The organism is Fluviibacterium sp. S390, assembly GCF_049800695.1.
Taxonomy (GTDB): Bacteria; Pseudomonadota; Alphaproteobacteria; order Rhodobacterales; family Rhodobacteraceae; genus Meridianimarinicoccus.
This window is the reverse complement of sequence record NZ_JBNAFN010000001.1, coordinates 92,762-109,715: the sequence shown is the minus strand read 5'-3', so window position 1 is coordinate 109,715 and position 16,954 is coordinate 92,762. Positions and strand designations below refer to the sequence as shown.

Here is a 16,954-nt window from a genome sequence, read left to right as displayed (position 1 = left end):
AAATTGAAAAGGAGACCGCCATGAACTGGGACGAAATCGAAGGCAAATGGATGCAGTTCAAGGGCAGCGCCCGCGAGAAATGGGGCAAGCTGAGCGATCAGGAACTGGAAGAGGCCAAGGGCAACCGCGAACAACTGCTGGGGCTGATCCAGGAAAACTACGGCAAGACCCGCGAAGAGGCCGAGGAAGCCATCGACAGCTGGCTGAAGTCGATCTGATTTCGCACCCGGCGGCCCTGAATGGGGCCTGCCCATTCCAAGATCAGGCCGGCATCCGAAGGGATGCCGGTCCTTTCGTGTGTGCGCAGTGGTTCGCGTCCTTGATGACGCCTGGTCGTCCGTGTCAGATCAGCGGCCGGGTCATCGGTGTCCGATCCGTGGGCAACTGCGCGATCTGGCAGAGCCGGTCATAGTCCAGGATGTTGAGCGACCCGTCCCGCCAGGTGGCAACGCCCTGCTGGCGCAGGCGCGTCAGCGTCTTGTTGGTATGAACCAGTGACAGGCCAAGCGCATCGGCCAGGTCCTGTTGTCGATACGGCAGCGGCATCCGGGCCGCGGAAATCAACCCAAGGGCCGCGCCACGATCATGCAGCCGCACGAAGGCGCGCGCGATCCGTTCAATGCCGCTCATGTGGCCGAGGATGGCAAGGCTTTCGCCCAGGAAGTGTTCCTCGACCGCTGCGATCCATGTCAGGTCGAAAGCGCGTTCCGGATGATCCTTGAACAATTGCCAAAGCGCCCGCCGGTCGAACACGCACAGCCGCATCGGGGTGGTCGATTCCACCGAATGCTGCATTTCGTTCATGACCCCGGCCTGCAGCCCGATGAAATCGCCAGGAAGGACGAAGTTGATGACCTGACGCTCTCCGCTGTCGAGGGTCTTGTAGCGCAGTCCCATGCCTTCCAGCGGTGTATAGAGTTGCGGGCTGTTGGAGCCTTCCATCATCAGGGTGGTGCCGCCCTCGACCACCAGTTCGCCGGTCTTGAACTTCTGCATGAAGGCAACTTCACCATCGCTCATCGGCGCGAAAATCGGCCGGTTGCGCAACGGGCAGTTGAGGCACTTTGTTCCCATGAGCTTTTTCCATTCGGCTATGTCGCAGTTTAATGCGCGGCGTCGGAATTTCGGTCACCAAGGGGGTCCACAGGACGGGAACCCCGACATGAACGATCGCCTGATCACCTCGAAGAACAACGCGGAACCGGACGCGGGTCCGATCTTTCTGGTGCTGGAGCGCGACCATCTGGTCGCCGAAGACATGCTGGGCACGCTTCGTCATCTTGGGCCGTGCCGGGCGATCCACCTGTCATCGCCCGACGAGTTGTTCGCGTATCTGCAGGATGGCATCCAGATCTCGGCGGCATTCCTGGAAATGCGCCTTGCCCAATTGATCGACAGTCCGATCCTGCAACCGCTGATCGACCGCGGCGCCCGCATCGTCCTGACAGTCGGAGAGGATGACGCGGACCGGGCCGAGGCGCAGGGATGGCGCATGCTGGCGCGTCCGTTCACCGACCTGATGATCCGCGATATCCTGGCCGAGTCGCCCAAGGCGACGGCCTAGCGGCGCCCTTTCCGCGCGGCGCGCCCGGCCTGCATGCCGGTTGCGAAACCTTCTGCAATACGAATGAAGGGATCGCCCGGTGCGGCAGGCGGGGGCGGCGGGGTCTTGTGGGACGGTGCGGAGGGTGACCACGCACCGGCGGCCAGCAACCCGGCCCCAAGGGCCAGGAACAGCAGCCCCAGAACCACGCAGGCCGCCAGCGCGCCATGATGCGCCGCGATCAGGATCCACAGGGCCGCGCTCAGCAGGCCAAGGCCGACCAGACCGAACACGATCCCGGCCACCCCGAAGGCGGCACTGCGCACGGTCTGACGCAGGCGCGCCTCAAGGCCTGAAACGAGTCCGGCCATTGATCACCTCCGCCCGAGCAGCAGACCCAGAAGGAACCCTGCGCCGACGGCCAGACCAACGGCCATGGCTGGCTGTTCCCGTACCGCGTTGGTCGTCCGCTCCCCCAGTTCCTCGGCGCTGCGCAGCATCGCATCCACCTGATCCTCGCCCGCCGCACGGGCCTGGGCGGCTTTCTCGCGGGCACCACTGATGGCGGCATCCCGCGACGAGCTGGCCAGCGAGGCAAAGGCACTCGACAGGCCAGAGATGTCTTCTTTCAGCGCGTCGATCTGTTTCGACAGCTCGGCAATGTCCTGACTGGGCGAGGCGGTGGTGGGTTTGGTCTGTGCCATGAGGAAAGTCTCCTGTGGGAAAGATGTCTGTTCAGGCAATCAACGGTTTCGCAGCCTTCAGGTTCCCGATTTTCTTGTGGCCTGTCCATGTGATTCCGGATGCCACCCCGACAGCCGCGAAAAAAACTTCGGAACAAACCGGTCCGCTTGCGGGTTCCTTCCCCAGTCGCAACAGACAAACCATGATGGAGGTTGTTATGCTTTACTGGGCCCTTGTTTTTCTTGTTGTCGCCCTGATTGCCGGTGTTTTCGGCTTCGGCGGGATCGCCTCGGCCTCGGCCGGGATCGCGCAAATCCTGTTCGTGATCTTCCTGGTCCTGTTCGTGGTCGCCATGGTGGCGCGCGCCCTGCGTGGCCGGGCGCCCTGACCGGCACGGCGACAAGACAACGATATCGTAACGCGTGAGACTGGGTGAGTGAGACGCCCCCGCACCGAAAGGGCGGGGGCGTTCTCGTGTCAGGTCTTCAGCGTGTCGGTGCTGGCAAAGAACATCGCCTGACTGACCGCCGATTGCACCTGTTCCTCGGAATAGGGCTTGGTGATCAGGAAGGCCGGTTCGGGACGTTCGCCGGTCAGCAGCCGCTCGGGGAAGGCGGTGATGAAGACCACCGGCACCTCGCCCAGTTCCTTCAGAATGTGATTGACCGCATCTATGCCCGAAGATTTGTCGGCCAGTTGAATATCGGCCAGGATCAGGTCGGGCGGATCGCGGCGCGCCAGTTCGACGGCCTCGTCACGGGTGCGGGCATTGCCGGTCACATCGTGCCCCGCGCCTTCGACGATGGCCATGATGTCCATCGCGATGATCGCCTCATCCTCGATGACCAGGATCCGGCCCTGGATGGCGTCCGACATTTCCCGGCGCGCAATGGTCAGAAGCTGTCCGGCTTCTTCCTCGGTCGCGCCGATGATGCTGGCGATGTCGCTGACACCGAAGCCTTCGATGCTGTGTAACAGAAGCGTCTCGCGGGTGTTCGGCGTCAGCGCGGCAAGCCGCTTCTGCGCCTGCGCCTCGGGGGCGGACATGCCCCCGGTTTCCGCGATGGGAGAGCCGGAGGAGGTCCAGATCTGGTGAAACGCCCGGAACAGCGCCACTTTCGGCGGCAGCTGGCGATTGAAAACCGCGTCATCGGACAGCATCGTCTCAAGCGTGGCGGCGGCATATTGATCGCCCGATTTCTGGCCGCCGGTCAGCGCCCGCGCATAGCGTCGAAGGAAGGGCAGGGCCGCGGCCACCTGCTGCGCCATGTCGGGCTGGCTTTGGGTTTTGGTCATGTGTGTCCTCGAAAAAATTTTCCGGTCTGCGGGAACCAAACGCCTGTGCGCGTGTTACGTTCCCATCGGAATGCAAAAAAGCGCTCGAACGAGCATGGCAGAAAACTTGGTGCAATGGCAAAAATCCGCAAAGCTGACAGTTTGGACAAGCAGATCGACGACAACCTTCGCCGGGTCTATTCGGACGCGGTGAACGAGCCCTTGCCGGATCGGTTCGCCCAGTTGTTGCAGCAGCTGCGCGATGCGGAAGCCGGGCGCGATACCGCCGAAAAAAACGGCGAGGACACCAAGTGACCGACATTCAGGATCCCAAGGACGAGCTGGTCGAACACCTGCCCGCGATGCGGGCGTTTGCCCAAAGCCTGACCCGCAATTCCGCCGCGGCCGACGATCTGGTGCAGGACGCCGTGGTCAAGGCCTGGGGCAACTTCGACAAGTTTCAGGTGGGCACCAACATGCGCGCCTGGCTGTTCACAATCACGCGCAACACCTTCTATTCGCAGTATCGCAAGCGCCGCCGCGAGATCGAGGATCCCGATGGTGCGCTGGCCGGGCAATTGTCGGAAAAGCCGGCCCATGATGGCCGTCTGGTGATGTCGGACTTCAGGACCGCCTTCGATCAGCTGAGCGACGAACAGCGCGAGGTTCTGATCCTGGTCGGCGCCGAAGGCTTTTCCTATGAGGGTGCCGCCGAGATGTGCGGTTGCGCCGTGGGCACCATCAAGAGCCGCACCAACCGCGCCCGCAAGCGTCTGGCCGAACTGATGCATCTGGACGAGGACGAGGCGCTTGAAATGACAGACGCGGCGACGCTGGCGGTCGTGAAAGGTTCGACCGCCGCATGAGCGACACCAAGACGGCGCGAGGTCGGACCCTGCAACCGCGTCTGGCGGTGCAACTGGCCCTGGTTCTGAGCATCGCGATCCTGCCGCTGGGCCTGATCTCGGTCTACCAGACCTATTCGGTGCTGAAAGAACGCCAGTCGCTGTCCACAGCAGCCCTTCTGGAGGAAACCCAGCGCGCCGTATCCGACAGCCGCGAGGTGATCCGCACCGCCGTTGGTGCGGCCGAGACGCTGGCCATTCTGGTCTCGGCCTCGGAGTTTACCGATGACGCCTGTACCGCGGCGATGGCCCAGATCGCCGAGAAATCCCGCTGGATCCTGTTTGCCGGTTACCGCGATCTCGCGCGGGGCCTTGTCTGCGGGTCCAAGAACCTGTCCCCCGACGAAGATCCGCTGACGGCCCTGCCGGCTGCGGATCTGGCCGTCGAGGACATCGGGATGACACCGCTGGCCATTCTCAGCGGGGTGGCCACCGTCAACATCACCGTGCCGGTTCTGCGCAAGGGCACCTTTCTGGGCACCGTGTGGATCGCCGTGCCCGCCGAAGCCCTGAACGATGCCCTGGCCCGCGCAGCCCCGGATGTGGACCTGGTGCTGTTCCAGTCCGAGGGAGAGATCATTGCCACCGAGGAGTATGCCGATGACCGGCGCTCGGTGCTGCCGCAGGACCGCACGCTGGAAGATCTGGCGCTTGCGGGCCGCCAGACCTTTCGTGGGGAAAACCGCAAGGGGCTGACCCGTGACTTTGCCATCGCACCCATCGTCGACGGTCGCGTCTATGCCCTGGGAAGCTGGGAACCGCGCGAGTTTGGCCTGACGCTTCCAACCTACAAGCGGCTGATGGCGCTGTATTTTCCCATCGTGATGTGGGTGGTGGCGATTGTCGTGGCCTATGTCGGCGTGCAGCGGCTGGTGATCCGCCATGTGCGGCGGCTGCGGTCGTGGATGCGTCTGTATTCCAGCGGGCAGGCGGGGCTGGAGAACGCGCGGCTCGACAATGCGCCCGAGGAACTGGAGGTCGTCGCCGAAGCCTTTCGCGCCATGACCACTCGCCTGTCCGAGCAGGAGCGCCTGCTGGAGGCCGACCTCAAGGAAAAAACCCTGCTTCTGCGCGAAGTGCACCACCGGGTGAAGAACAACCTGCAACTGATTTCAAGCATGCTGAACATGCAGATCAGGGCGACGGACAGCCCCGAGGCCAAGCGCCTGTTGCGGCGGGTGCAGGACCGGGTGATGGCGCTGTCAGCCATCCACCGCTATCTCTATCTTGCCCGAAAATTGTCGTCGCTGCGGGCCGATGAATTGCTGGAAGAGATCATCCAGCAACTGGTTGTCGTAGGCACGCTTGAAGACTCGGGACATCAGATCAGGGTGTCGACCGCGTTGGACCCGGTCGAGATCAGCCCCGATCAATCCGTGCCCCTGTCACTTCTGGCCACCGAAGCGGCAATCAACGCGGTGAAATACTGCGGGGCCACGGGCGATGCCCCGGCTTGGATCGATATTGCACTGCGCAAGGCGGACGGTGACAACATCAGCCTGAGCGTGGTCAATTCCCGCGCCGCGGACACCGGCGAAACCACCATGGACATGCCCAAGGGCTCGGGGCTGGGCGCGCGGCTGATCCAGTCGTTCGTGGCGCAATTGAACGGCACGCGCGAGGTCATCGAACATCCCGATCGCTACGAAATGCACGTGGTTTTTCCGCTGTCCTGGGCGCAGGACGGTGAGGACGACACATCGGATTGATCCCGGCAGCGACACCCGCGCGGGGCAGCAGATCGCTCCGGCGTTCACGGCTTCGTGGTGAGGAGTGGAAATGGCAGCCAAGCTGTGAGACACTTTCCCCGCAGCAAGCGCTGCGCTTCAGGGAGGGATCAGCATGTGCCAAGTCTTCGCCGGGCAAGACCCGGACCGCTACGCATCCACCACGCGCAGGCTGCGGCTGAACGGTCAAAGCACCAGCCTGCGGCTGGAAAACGCCTTTTGGGACATCCTTGACCAGATTGCCCAGGCCGATGGCGTCTCGACCCCGGCCTTCATTTCGAAATTGCATTCCGAGGTGCTGGAAACCCGCGGCGAGCCGGTGAATTTCACCTCGCTTCTGCGCACCGCCTGTCTGGTGTTTGTCGCGCAGCCGGCCGCGGACGCGCATCACGATACGGGCACTGCCTTCGCCGCGGAATGACCCGCCGGTCTTTTCCGGGGCTGTAGTAAACGGCTACTACCCGGCCCCGTGACCGACACGGCATACTGAACTGGACCGCAACCGGACCAATTCAGGAGAGATCCGTGGCAAAAGCCATTCATACCATGATCCGCGTCCTCGACGAGGCGCGTTCCGTCGACTTCTATCGCCGGGCCTTCGGCCTTGAGGTGGCGCATCGGCAGGATTTTGAAACCTTCACGCTGCTGTATCTCAGCAATGCGGAAAGTGACTTTGAAGTCGAACTGACCGTGAACAAGGGCCAGACCGAGCCGTACGACCTGGGCAACGGTTATGGCCATCTGGCGGTGTCGGTCGAAGACATCGATGCCGAACACGCCCGGTTCGAAGCCGAAGGCCTGAACCCCCGCAAACTGGTGGAGTTCGCGCCGGGCGGCACGCGGTTTGCCAGGTTCTTCTTCGTCGCCGACCCCGATGGCTATCAGATCGAAGTGCTGGAGCGCGGCGGCCGGTTCAAGTGACCTGACATCGACACCGATGGCCCGCGCCGGATCGCGGGCCGACCATGGCTTATGAGGAGGAGAAGACCATGAACACCCCCAAAACCCCAAGGGGCATGACCCGGCGGCAATTGCTGTCGAATGCCGCGATCCTTGGCACAGGTTTCGCGGTCGGCGGCGGGTTCATCGCCGCGGCGGATGCAGCCTGGGCCCGTGAAGTGCAAGCCCTGCAACCGCAAACCTTCGCCACGCTGGTGCAGATGGCGCGCGATATCTATCCCCACGACAAGGTTGGCGACGAATTCTACGTACGGGCCGTCAGCGGCTATGACACCCCCGAGGCCGCGCCGGCGATCGAAGCGGGGATTGCCGCGCTGGATGCCGCCGCCCGTGGCAAGGGCTTTGGCTCGTACCTCGATACCGGCTGGGAGCGCGACCGCGTCGACATCCTGCGGGGGATCGAGAACAGCGCCTTCTTCCAGCAGATCCGGGGCGGGCTGGTCACCGGGCTTTATAACCAGAAAGCGGTCTGGCCGATCTTTGGCTATGAGGGCGCCTCTTACGAGCAAGGCGGCTACATCGACCGCGGTTTCAACGACATCAACTGGCTGTGAGCCACCTGGGAGGACACGAACATGGCTGCACCTTTTGATCTGACCGACGACAGCGTCGTCGTCATCATCGGCACCGGCGCGGGCGGGGGCGTTCTGGCCAACGAACTGGCGCAGAAGGGCGTCAGCGTCGTCGCGCTGGAAGCGGGCGGACGCTATCTGCCGGAAGACTACGTCAATGACGAATGGGAAAGCTTCGGGCAGTTGGCCTGGACCGATCCGCGCACCACGTCGGGCGACTGGCGCGTCGCCAAGGATTTCAGCGGGCTTCCCGCGTGGATCGTCAAGGCCGTCGGCGGTACAACCACTCATTGGGCCGGGGCCTCGCTGCGGTTCCAGGATTACGAATGGAAGGCAAAGACCACCTATGGCGACGTGCAGGGTGCCAACCTTCTGGACTGGCCCATCGACGGCGCCGAGATGGCGCCCTGGTACGATCTGGCCGAGAAGAAGCTGGGCGTGACCCGCACCAATGGCTGGCCGGGACTGCCCGGCAACAACAACTACAAGGTATTCGAAGCTGGCGCCAAGGCGCTTGGCTATGAAGAAGTGCACACCGGCCGGATGGCGATCATGTCCCATGACGACGGCGACCGGACGCCGTGCCAGCAGACCGGGTTCTGCTTTCAGGGCTGCAAATGGGGCGCCAAATGGTCGTCGGCCTATACCGACATTCCGGCGGGCGAGGCCACCGGCAACCTGGAAGTGCGCGAGCGCGCCCATGTGGCCCGCATCCTGCACGACGACACCGGCAAGGTCACCGGCGTGGAATACTACGATGCGGACGGCAATCTGCAGATGCAGAAGGCGCGGATCGTCTGCGTGGCGGGCAACTCGTTCGAATCGCCGCGCCTGCTGCTGAACTCGGCCTCGGAAATGTTCCCGGACGGGCTGGCCAACAGCTCGGGGCAGGTGGGGCGCAACTACATGCGGCACATGACCGGATCGGTCTATGCGACCTTCGACAAGCCGGTGCGCATGTGGCGAGGCACCACCATGGCGGGCATCATCCAGGACGAGGCGCGGCACGATCCGTCGCGTGGCTTCGTCGGCGGGTACGAACTGGAAACCCTCAGCCTGGGCCTGCCGTTCATGGCGGCGTTCCTTGATCCCGGTGCCTGGGGACGCGAGTTCACAACCGCGCTGGACAGTTACGAGAACATGGCCGGCATGTGGATTGTCGGCGAAGACATGCCGCAGGAAACCAACCGCGTCACGCTGAACATGGACGTGACCGACCAGTACGGGCTGCCGGTGGCGAATGTGCATTTCGACGATCACCCCAACGACATCGCCATGCGCAACCATGCCTATGCGCGGGGCATCGCCGTTTATGAGGCGGTGGGCGCAACCCGCGTCTTCCCGACCCCGCCCTATCCGTCGACGCACAACCTGGGCACCAACCGCATGTCCGAGAATCCGCGCGATGGCGTGGTGAACCGCTGGGGCCAGACCCATGACATTGCCAACCTGTTCGTGTCGGATGGCTCGCAGTTCACCACCGGTGCTGCCGAGAACCCGACCCTGACCATCGTGGCGCTGGCCATCCGTCAGGCCGACCATATCGCCGGAGAGATGTCGCGCGGCGCGCTCTGATCGGGCCTTGGAATGATGAACGGCGGCGTCCCGAGGTTTCGGGGCGCCGCCTGCCTTTTGGGCGTACCCAAGGCAAGATGCGCTGACGTGTGGCCCCTGGGCCGGCGTGTTTCTGTGGCGCGGTCCATTGCGGGATTATATGTCCTGTATGTCAGCTGTCCGAACACAGACGGGGAGGGCCATGCGAAGACTGTTGCCGCGCCTCGGTCTGGGGCTTCTGGGCTTTCTTGTCCTGCTGTCGGCGCTGGGATGGCTGCTGCTGGAATCCGCGCTGTTCTCGCCCCAGCGCCGGGCGTTTGTCGAAGACCGGTTGAGCATCGCGATCGGCCAGCCTCTTGTGGTCACAAAGGACGTGCGTGTCCTGCTGGCCCCCACGAGCCACTTCTATCTGGCCGGGGTCGAAATCCCGAGCCAGAACATCACGGGCATCAACCTTGCGCGGCTTGACCTGATGGAGTTCGACCTTGATCTCATCGCCATGGCGCGGGGGCAGCCAGGTCTGGACAATCTGGTTGTGAAGGGCGCCCAGATCAACCTGTTGACGCAAGCGGACGGCACGACAAGCTGGACCCCATCGGCTGCAGATCTGGCTGACAAGGCCAGGCAATTGGACACGTCCGGCACCCCGGTCAACTCCAGGGACGGCAAGGGTATCCTGTCGTTCCTGAGTGGGCGCACGGCCCTGTTCACCTCGGTCGGGTTGAAGGTCGACGATGCGAATTCCGGGTTCAGCTTCGACTTCGATCTCGACACCCTGTCACTGGCACAACTGGACGGAGGCCGCCGGGTCGGGTTGAGCAGCAAGGGTCTTATCAACGGCCACACCTTCGGGATTTCGGGCAACTATCCGCAAGGCGCGCCCTTCACCACGGCGGCGACCTTCGGCGATCTGACCATGTCCTTTGACGGCCAGCCGATGCCCGCCGCGGCGGGGGGCGGGTTTCGCGCGACCTTCGATCTGAAGACCGGCGACATTGGCGATCTTCTGGAAGTGCTGAAGCTGCAGCGCGTGCTGGAGGGCGACGGCAAGCTGTCGGCCGATGTGGAAAGCCAGGCCGGACACGTGAAGGTCGCCAACCTTGCCGCCAGCATCGATTTTTCGGAAGGGCAGATGCTGACCGCGACGGGCAGTATCGCGGATCTGGCACGCGGGCAGGGTCTGGATCTGGTGATTGCGGGGCGTCTGCATCCGGAAAAACGCCCGCCCCCGCCCGCAGGGCTGGTCCGGGATATCAGGCTGGCCGGGTTCGAGGCGCATATCGTCGGGCAAGGCCAAGACTTCGAAGTGCGCAATCTCGAATTCCAGACCAACGCTTTTGACAACGGGCTGGAACGACTTGGTCCCGCCCGGATCGAAAAGATCTACAGAACGCCCGATGGGCGGCTGGCCATGGATGGCATCTCGCTGAAGGCCGGTCCGGTTGATGCGCCGATCCTTGATGCCAGCGGCTATATCCATGACGTGCTGCAACTGGATGACCTTGCCTTTCACGGCAAGCTGGCCGGCGCGGCGACGCTGCTGCTGCCCGATCTCACTCCAGTTCAGGCAGGCTTGATGGGCCGGGTCGAGGCGGTGTTCAAGATCGACGACACCGCAGGCGATCTCAGCCTGTCCGAGTTGAAGGCGCAGACCTCGGGCACCGATCTGTGGGATATGACCCTGTCGGCCCGGTTGGGCGATGTGACGGATCTGGAAGGCATCGACGTCGACATGGATCTGTCAGTGGCCGATACGGCGCGGCTGCTGTCCGCGCTGGATCTGAAGGTGATCGACGCCGGGGCGCTGGATCTGACCGCCAGCGTAAAGGGCAACGGGACGGCCTTCACCAGCACCTTGGGGCTGGCCAATGGCAACTCGCATCTGAAGGCGATGCTTGACACCAGCATCGCGCGGCATGTTCCGGTGGTGCGCGGATCCCTGCACAGCGATCTTGTCCGCATCGACACATTTCAGGACACGTTGGCGGCGGTCGTCGAGTTGGTCACCCTTATCAAGAAGGACCGCAAGCCCAAGGCGCAACCGCTGGTTCTGCCCAAGGATGACAACGCGGTGCAGCCACTGGTCCTGCCGAAAGACGACGCCAACGTGCAGCCGCTGGTGCTGCCCGACAGGGACGCGCCAAACCTTCTGGACCCCGAAACCCTGTTGACCGAAGCCGATGTCGACATCGCCGTGGACATTCGCAAGATCACCGGCCAGCGGGGGGTGTCCTCGGTATCCAGCACCCTGAAAGCACGCAAGGGTCAGGCCAGCCTTGGCCCGCTTGAGGTGTCCTATGGCGGGGGATACTTCAACCTCGACCTTGCCTCGGATCTGGTGAACGCGCCGAAGTACTTGTCGGTGTCGGGCAGCACGCGTGGCTGGGACCTCCAACATCTTCTCTCGGTGGCCGGGGTGAAACTGGATGCCGATGGCACCCTTGGCGGACCGCTGAACCTGCGCGGCAACATCAGTTCGCTTGACACCTTCCTGAACACGATGCGGGGCAGCGCCACGATCTCGATGGCCGAGGGGCACATCGCCACCAGCCTGCTGGAACTGGCGGGTCTGGGTGTTGTGCCCTGGCTGTTTTCGCCGGAATTGCGGCACAGCGCCACCAGGATCGTCTGCGTCCGCGCACCGTTGCGCATCGACGCGGGCCGCGTGTCCTCGGACCGGCTGGTGGCCGAGACGACGCGGGTGCAGGTGGTTGCCAGGGGCAGCATCGACTGGCTTCGCAACACGATTTCGGTGCGGGCCGAACCGCGCCCGGTGGGCAAGCCGCTGGATCGCAGCGCCTGGCCCATCGATGTGACCGGCAAGGTGTCCGATCCGCAGGTCAAGCTGCAGGCCGGCGGGGCGCGCAGCCGGCGCGCCGATGGCGCCGACAAGATGCCCGCCGACCGCAAGCCCTGCGTGCCGGACATCTACCAGTTGCAGTAGGGGCCTATTTCGCCAGATGCGGCGCGGGCTGTGCCTTCTGGCACGCCAGCACCGCGTCGATGGTCTTGCTGGTGCCGGTCAGATCCAGGCGGATGCGATGGCCGCCCTCGCCGGAAACTGTCACCTCCTGCCGCTTGGCGAATTCGGTCAGGAAGGCGGGATTGTCGAAGAAGGCATAGCCGCCGGGGGTGCCGTCATGAATCTGGCCAACAACCTCCCCGGCAAACCGCTCATCCCCGAAGTCGAAGGTCAGCGTGCCCTCGTCGCCCGCCTTGATATCGGTCCAGGCCGGGTTGTAGGCGGCGAAAAACCCGCCCTCCTGCACCGGCACGGCACCAAGTTGCACCAGCGTGCCATCATCGAAGGTCTTTTGCGCCAGACAGGCCGGTCCCCTCGCCGGATCGACAAGGATCTGCCACGCGCCGTTGTCGGACCAATGCTCGTATGGTTGGGCCGCTGCGAGCGTGCTGCAGGCGGCAAGGCCAAGGGCGATGGGAATGCGGAACATCGGGCCTCCGGGGCAGGGGGAGTTTCCGCCCAGTCTAGGCGCTTTGGCGCAACCTGTCTTGGGGCCGTTTGATCCCTTGGGCCATGTTCACGGGTGGTGGCTCCTTCCCGCCGGTCCCTGTATAGCTGTGCTGCTGACCCGCGGTGCGCCGGGGGTCGCGTGCGTGTTTCATGGCGGGCAAGGGGCATAGGACGTGACAGGGGCAACGCCGGATTTCCGGCAGTACATCGGCGGAGACTGGAGCGTGCCGGAAGGCATGCCTGCCATCGCCCAATGCGATCCGGCAACCGGGCAGGCGCGGGCGCCGATGCCGGTGTCCACCCCCGACGACGTGGCCCGTGCCGTGGCCGCCGCCGCCGCCAGTGGCTGGGAAGAGTCGCCCAAGCCCGCGCGGCTGGACCTGATGCGCCGCCTGCTGGAGGCCTTGGCCCGGCGCGAGGGGGATTTCACCGCCCTGATTTCGGACGAGATCGGCGCGCCGGTAGACTTCGCCCGAAAGCAGCAGGTCGGCGCGGCACTGGGACATCTGCAGGCCACCCTGGCCGCCGCAGACGCCGCAAGCGACGACCAGGCCGTTGCCCCCGATAGCCCCGAACATCGGGTGCGCTATGAGGCCCTGGGTCCGGCCGCACTGATCACGCCGTGGAACTGGCCATTGAACCAGGTGGTGCTGAAAGTGGGGGCTGCCCTTCTGGCCGGATGTCCGATGGTGCTGAAACCTTCGGAACTGTCGTCGCGCACGGGGGTTCTGTTTGCCGAATGCATGGCCGAGGCGGGCACACCGCCGGGGGTGTTCAACCTTGTTCTGGGCGGGGCAGAAACCGGCGCCGCGCTGGTGGGCGCGCACGCCATTTGCGTGGTGTCCTTCACCGGGTCCACGGGTGCCGGGCAGGCCATTGCCGTCGCCGCCGCGCCGGGGTTCAAGCGCACGATCCTGGAACTGGGGGGGAAATCGCCCAACCTGCTGTTTGCCGATTGCGATCTGCCGGTGGCGATCCAGCAGGGGATGGCCCATTGCATGCGCAACGCCGGGCAATCCTGCAACGCGGCCTCGCGGATGCTGGTGGAACGGTCGGTGTATGACCAGGCGGTCGCTCTGGCCGCCGAGGCCGCTCGTGACACCGAAGTTGGCCGCCCCGATGCCAACGGCGCCCATATCGGCCCGCTGGTCAGCGCGGCCCAGTGGCAGCGGGTGCAATCCTACATCGCGCTTGGCCGGTCCGAAGGTGCACGGTGCATTGCCGGGGGCGAAGGATTGCCCGCCGGTCTGGACGGGGGGTTTTATGCCCGTCCCACGGTGTTTGCCGATGTGACGCCGCAAATGCGCATCTTTCAGGAAGAGATCTTCGGCCCGGTGCTGACGATGACGCCTTTTGACGACGAGGCCGAGGCGATTGCACTGGCCAACAATTCGGACTTCGGACTGGCGGGCTATCTTCAGACCGGCAGCCCCGAACGGGCCGATCGCGTGGCGCGGGCGCTTCAGGTCGGGATGGTCCAGGTCAACGGCCAGTCGCGGGCCGCGGGCGCGCCCTTCGGGGGGCGGAAATCCTCGGGCGTTGGCCGCGAGGCCGGCTTGTGGGGCATTCGCGGGTATCAGGCAGTGAAGTCGATCTCGGGCGCGGCCTTCCACGACGACTAGAGGCCACTGTGCGTCGGTGAACAGCGGCGGTGGAGTCTTCGCTCTACCCTGCGCAGATCCTGCCGCTATCTTTGTCCCATCATCAAAGGAGCCCCGGCATGCAGATCGACCCCAAGGACATCCATGTTCACGAGACCGACAGCAAGGGCCGCTACAGCTATCGCAGCGGTCCCGATCAGCCCGAGGCCGAACTGACCTGGTCCAAGCTGGGTGCGCATCAGATCATCCTCGACCACACCGAGGTGCCCGATGCCTATCGCGGGCAGGGGGTCGGGGTGGCGCTGGTGGCCCATGCGGTGGCCGAGGCGCGGGCGGCGGGACTGAAGATCACCCCGCTGTGCCCCTTCGCCGCCGCGCAATTCCGCAAGCATTCCGACTGGGCCGATGTGCTGGCCTGAGCAAGGAGAACGACCATGAGCTGGAACCCCGCCATCGAGCCGCAATGCCCCGAAGCCGGCCGAGAAGATTCGATCGAGACCCTGATCATCCCGCGTGCCCGCGACATCGGCGATTTCGAGGTGCGCCGCGCCTTGCCCGCGCCCCGGCGGCAGATGGTTGGCCCGTTCATCTTCTTCGACCAGATGGGACCGGTAGAATTCCTGTCGGGTCAGGGCATCGACGTGCGACCGCATCCGCATATCGGGTTGGCCACGGTGACCTATCTTCTGAAGGGCGAATTCCAGCACCGTGATTCGCTGGGCACCAACCAGATGATCTATCCCGGCGAGGTGAACTGGATGGTGGCGGGCAACGGCGTGACCCATTCGGAACGCACCAGCGCCCAGACCCGCGCGCAGCCGTCCAGCCTGTCGGGCATCCAGACCTGGGTGGCCCTGCCCGAAGAGGCCGAGGACAGCGACGCGAAATTCGAACACCAGAAGCAGGAAGCGCTGCCGCTGCTGGACGGCGAAGGCAAGCAGGTGCGCCTGATTCTTGGCAACGCCTGGGGGGAACGGGCTCCGGTGACGACCTTTTCCGAGATGTTCTACGCCGATGCGGTGCTGCAGCCCGGTTCAGCCCTGCCGCTGCCCGACAACCATGAAGATCGCGGCCTTTACGTGCTGGAAGGCAGCGTCCAGATCGCCGGTCAGACCCATGACGCGGGCCGGATGATGGTGTTTCGCCCCGGCGACGCCATCACGATCCGGGCGGGTGCACAGGGGGCACGCCTGATGCTGCTGGGCGGCGAGACCCTGAACGGCCCGCGCTACATCTGGTGGAACTTCGTGGCCTCTTCGCGCGAGAAGATCGAGGCTGCGAAAGCCGCGTGGAAAGAGGGCGACTGGGCCCATGGCCGATTCCAACTGCCGCCCGGCGACGACGCCGAGTTCATCCCCGCCCCCTGATGCGACAGGATACCCTTGCCAGCGGCGTAAGGATAATTTGCCTGCCCACTTTGAGCCGTGCGAAGGTGCTGTTATAGCTAAATCATTCCGCCGCGTCATTCCGGGTTTCGGGCGCGCGGCGGGGGACCTTCGTTGCGCAGGGGGCTGACGGCGAAGGGGGTCAGGTCGGTGCGGTTCCTTTCAGGGCCGTGCGGGCAGGCGGGCAGCGTTCCCGTCCGTCCGGGTTTGACCGGTTTGTAGTGTTCCAGCCCCCGATCTGCCGGAACATCTGCGGGTGGCCGCCAGAGGTGGGGTGAAAGCATGAGATCAACTCCCAAACGTATTCTCGTCACGGGAGGCGCGGGTTTTCTGGGCTCGCATCTTTGCGAAAAGCTATTGAAGCAGGGGCACGAGGTGCTCTGCGTCGACAATTATTTTACCGGCCGTCGGGCCAATGTGGCGCATCTTCTGTCCGAACCGGGATTCGAACTGATGCGCCATGACGTGACCTTCCCGCTGTTTGTCGAGGTGGACGAGATCTATAACCTCGCCTGTCCGGCCTCGCCGGTGCACTACCAGCACGATCCGGTGCAGACGACCAAGACATCGGTGCATGGGGCGATCAATATGCTGGGGCTGGCCAAGCGGGTCGGGGCGAAGATCCTTCAGGCCTCGACCTCCGAGGTGTACGGCGATCCGACCATCCACCCGCAGACCGAGGATTACTGGGGCAACGTGAACCCCATCGGCTTCCGCTCGTGCTATGACGAGGGTAAGCGCTGTGCCGAGACGCTGTTCTTCGACTACAAACGCCAGCACAACCTGCGTATCAAGGTGGCCCGCATCTTCAACACCTACGGGCCGCGGATGCATCCGCAGGATGGCCGCGTGGTGTCGAACTTCATCATGCAGGCCCTGGAAGGGCGCAACATCACGATCTACGGCGAGGGTGATCAGACGCGATCCTTCTGCTTCGTGTCCGACCTGATCGACGGTCTGATGGCGCTGATGGCCTCGCCCGATGAGTTCACCGGACCAGTGAACCTGGGCAATCCCAGCGAAATGACGATTCGCGAACTGGCCGAGAAAGTGGTGGCGATGACCGGCACCGGCTCGAAGATCGTGTTCGAGCCTTTGCCCAGCGATGACCCGATGCAGCGCCAGCCCGATATCACGCTGGCCAAGACCAAGCTGGGCTGGGCACCGAAAGTCAAGCTGGACGACGGGCTGGCCGCCACCGTGGCCTATTTCCGGGACAACTGGGCGCGGCTGGAGGCCCAGCCCGGTCTGAAAACCGCCAAGCAGAACTGATCCG

At 64.2% G+C, this 16,954-nt stretch carries 20 protein-coding genes; 15 read left to right on the top strand and 5 right to left on the bottom strand.

Annotated features, from left to right (window positions below):
• Nucleotides 1-20: 20 nt before the first annotated feature.
• Nucleotides 21-218, top strand: a complete 198-nt coding sequence (locus tag ACP15K_RS00495) for a CsbD family protein (RefSeq protein WP_193139233.1) — start codon at nucleotides 21-23, stop codon at nucleotides 216-218.
• A gap of 124 nt (nucleotides 219-342) precedes the next feature.
• Here the strand turns inward: ACP15K_RS00495 and ACP15K_RS00490 are convergent, their stop codons facing one another.
• A complete protein-coding gene (locus tag ACP15K_RS00490; protein WP_193139231.1) occupies nucleotides 343-1,074 on the bottom strand; it encodes a Crp/Fnr family transcriptional regulator in 732 nt (243 codons plus the stop codon).
• An 88-nt stretch (nucleotides 1,075-1,162) separates the two neighbouring features.
• Between ACP15K_RS00490 and ACP15K_RS00485 the strand changes: the two genes are divergently transcribed.
• Nucleotides 1,163-1,564: a hypothetical protein gene (locus ACP15K_RS00485; protein ID WP_193139229.1), complete on the top strand. Its 402-nt coding sequence runs from the start codon at nucleotides 1,163-1,165 to the stop codon at nucleotides 1,562-1,564.
• Here the strand turns inward: ACP15K_RS00485 and ACP15K_RS00480 are convergent.
• Together ACP15K_RS00480 and ACP15K_RS00475 are read right to left on the bottom strand one after the other, a co-directional pair.
• Nucleotides 1,561-1,914, bottom strand: a complete 354-nt coding sequence (locus ACP15K_RS00480; protein WP_193139227.1) for a phage holin family protein — start codon at nucleotides 1,912-1,914, stop codon at nucleotides 1,561-1,563. The genes ACP15K_RS00485 and ACP15K_RS00480 overlap by 4 nt on opposite strands.
• A gap of 3 nt (nucleotides 1,915-1,917) precedes the next feature.
• Nucleotides 1,918-2,247, bottom strand: a complete 330-nt coding sequence (locus ACP15K_RS00475) for a glycine zipper domain-containing protein (protein WP_193139225.1) — start codon at nucleotides 2,245-2,247, stop codon at nucleotides 1,918-1,920.
• A 197-nt stretch (nucleotides 2,248-2,444) separates the two neighbouring features.
• Between ACP15K_RS00475 and ACP15K_RS00470 the strand changes: the two genes are divergently transcribed.
• The gene (locus ACP15K_RS00470) at nucleotides 2,445-2,615 is read left to right on the top strand and encodes a DUF1328 domain-containing protein (protein ID WP_193140092.1); all 171 of its coding nucleotides are present in this window, start codon (nucleotides 2,445-2,447) and stop codon (nucleotides 2,613-2,615) included.
• Between the two features lie 89 nt (nucleotides 2,616-2,704).
• Here ACP15K_RS00470 and ACP15K_RS00465 read toward each other — a convergent pair whose 3' ends face one another.
• A complete protein-coding gene (locus ACP15K_RS00465) occupies nucleotides 2,705-3,523 on the bottom strand; it encodes a response regulator (RefSeq protein ID WP_193139223.1) in 819 nt (272 codons plus the stop codon).
• A gap of 114 nt (nucleotides 3,524-3,637) precedes the next feature.
• Here ACP15K_RS00465 and ACP15K_RS00460 point away from each other — a divergent pair, with 114 nt between their 5' ends.
• From ACP15K_RS00460 to ACP15K_RS00425, 8 genes are all read left to right on the top strand, one after another.
• Nucleotides 3,638-3,817: a NepR family anti-sigma factor gene (locus ACP15K_RS00460; protein WP_193139221.1), complete on the top strand. Its 180-nt coding sequence runs from the start codon at nucleotides 3,638-3,640 to the stop codon at nucleotides 3,815-3,817.
• A 47-nt stretch (nucleotides 3,818-3,864) separates the two neighbouring features.
• Nucleotides 3,865-4,368 (top strand): RNA polymerase sigma factor, encoded by a 504-nt coding sequence (locus ACP15K_RS00455; protein WP_424989658.1) that lies wholly within the window; start codon nucleotides 3,865-3,867, stop codon nucleotides 4,366-4,368.
• A complete protein-coding gene (locus ACP15K_RS00450) occupies nucleotides 4,365-6,116 on the top strand; it encodes a sensor histidine kinase (RefSeq protein ID WP_424989560.1) in 1,752 nt (583 codons plus the stop codon). Before ACP15K_RS00455 ends, ACP15K_RS00450 begins: the two co-directional genes overlap by 4 nt.
• A gap of 133 nt (nucleotides 6,117-6,249) precedes the next feature.
• The gene (locus tag ACP15K_RS00445; RefSeq protein ID WP_193139216.1) at nucleotides 6,250-6,555 is read left to right on the top strand and encodes a ribbon-helix-helix domain-containing protein; all 306 of its coding nucleotides are present in this window, start codon (nucleotides 6,250-6,252) and stop codon (nucleotides 6,553-6,555) included.
• Nucleotides 6,556-6,659: 104 nt separating this feature from the next.
• Entirely contained in the window at nucleotides 6,660-7,055 is a 396-nt protein-coding gene (locus ACP15K_RS00440) for a VOC family protein (RefSeq protein ID WP_193139214.1), read from the top strand.
• A gap of 68 nt (nucleotides 7,056-7,123) precedes the next feature.
• Entirely contained in the window at nucleotides 7,124-7,648 is a 525-nt protein-coding gene (locus tag ACP15K_RS00435; protein ID WP_424989559.1) for a Twin-arginine translocation pathway signal, read from the top strand.
• Nucleotides 7,649-7,669: 21 nt separating this feature from the next.
• Nucleotides 7,670-9,241 carry a GMC family oxidoreductase gene (locus ACP15K_RS00430; RefSeq protein WP_193139210.1) on the top strand — a complete coding sequence of 524 codons (1,572 nt, stop codon included), beginning with the start codon at nucleotides 7,670-7,672 and terminating at the stop codon, nucleotides 9,239-9,241.
• Between the two features lie 181 nt (nucleotides 9,242-9,422).
• Nucleotides 9,423-12,164 (top strand): AsmA family protein, encoded by a 2,742-nt coding sequence (locus ACP15K_RS00425; protein ID WP_424989558.1) that lies wholly within the window; start codon nucleotides 9,423-9,425, stop codon nucleotides 12,162-12,164.
• A gap of 4 nt (nucleotides 12,165-12,168) precedes the next feature.
• On the opposite strand, the gene ACP15K_RS00420 is transcribed toward ACP15K_RS00425, so the two are convergent.
• Nucleotides 12,169-12,672 (bottom strand): hypothetical protein, encoded by a 504-nt coding sequence (locus tag ACP15K_RS00420; protein ID WP_424989557.1) that lies wholly within the window; start codon nucleotides 12,670-12,672, stop codon nucleotides 12,169-12,171.
• Nucleotides 12,673-12,865: 193 nt separating this feature from the next.
• Here ACP15K_RS00420 and ACP15K_RS00415 point away from each other — a divergent pair, with 193 nt between their 5' ends.
• From ACP15K_RS00415 to ACP15K_RS00400, 4 genes are all read left to right on the top strand, one after another.
• Nucleotides 12,866-14,314 (top strand): aldehyde dehydrogenase family protein, encoded by a 1,449-nt coding sequence (locus ACP15K_RS00415; protein ID WP_424989556.1) that lies wholly within the window; start codon nucleotides 12,866-12,868, stop codon nucleotides 14,312-14,314.
• A 98-nt stretch (nucleotides 14,315-14,412) separates the two neighbouring features.
• The gene (locus ACP15K_RS00410) at nucleotides 14,413-14,712 is read left to right on the top strand and encodes a GNAT family N-acetyltransferase (RefSeq protein ID WP_193139194.1); all 300 of its coding nucleotides are present in this window, start codon (nucleotides 14,413-14,415) and stop codon (nucleotides 14,710-14,712) included.
• A 15-nt stretch (nucleotides 14,713-14,727) separates the two neighbouring features.
• On the top strand, nucleotides 14,728-15,660 hold the full coding sequence (locus ACP15K_RS00405; protein WP_193139192.1) for a pirin family protein: 933 nt from the start codon (nucleotides 14,728-14,730) through the stop codon (nucleotides 15,658-15,660).
• A gap of 300 nt (nucleotides 15,661-15,960) precedes the next feature.
• A complete protein-coding gene (locus tag ACP15K_RS00400; protein WP_193139190.1) occupies nucleotides 15,961-16,950 on the top strand; it encodes a UDP-glucuronic acid decarboxylase family protein in 990 nt (329 codons plus the stop codon).
• Nucleotides 16,951-16,954: the final 4 nt, after the last annotated feature.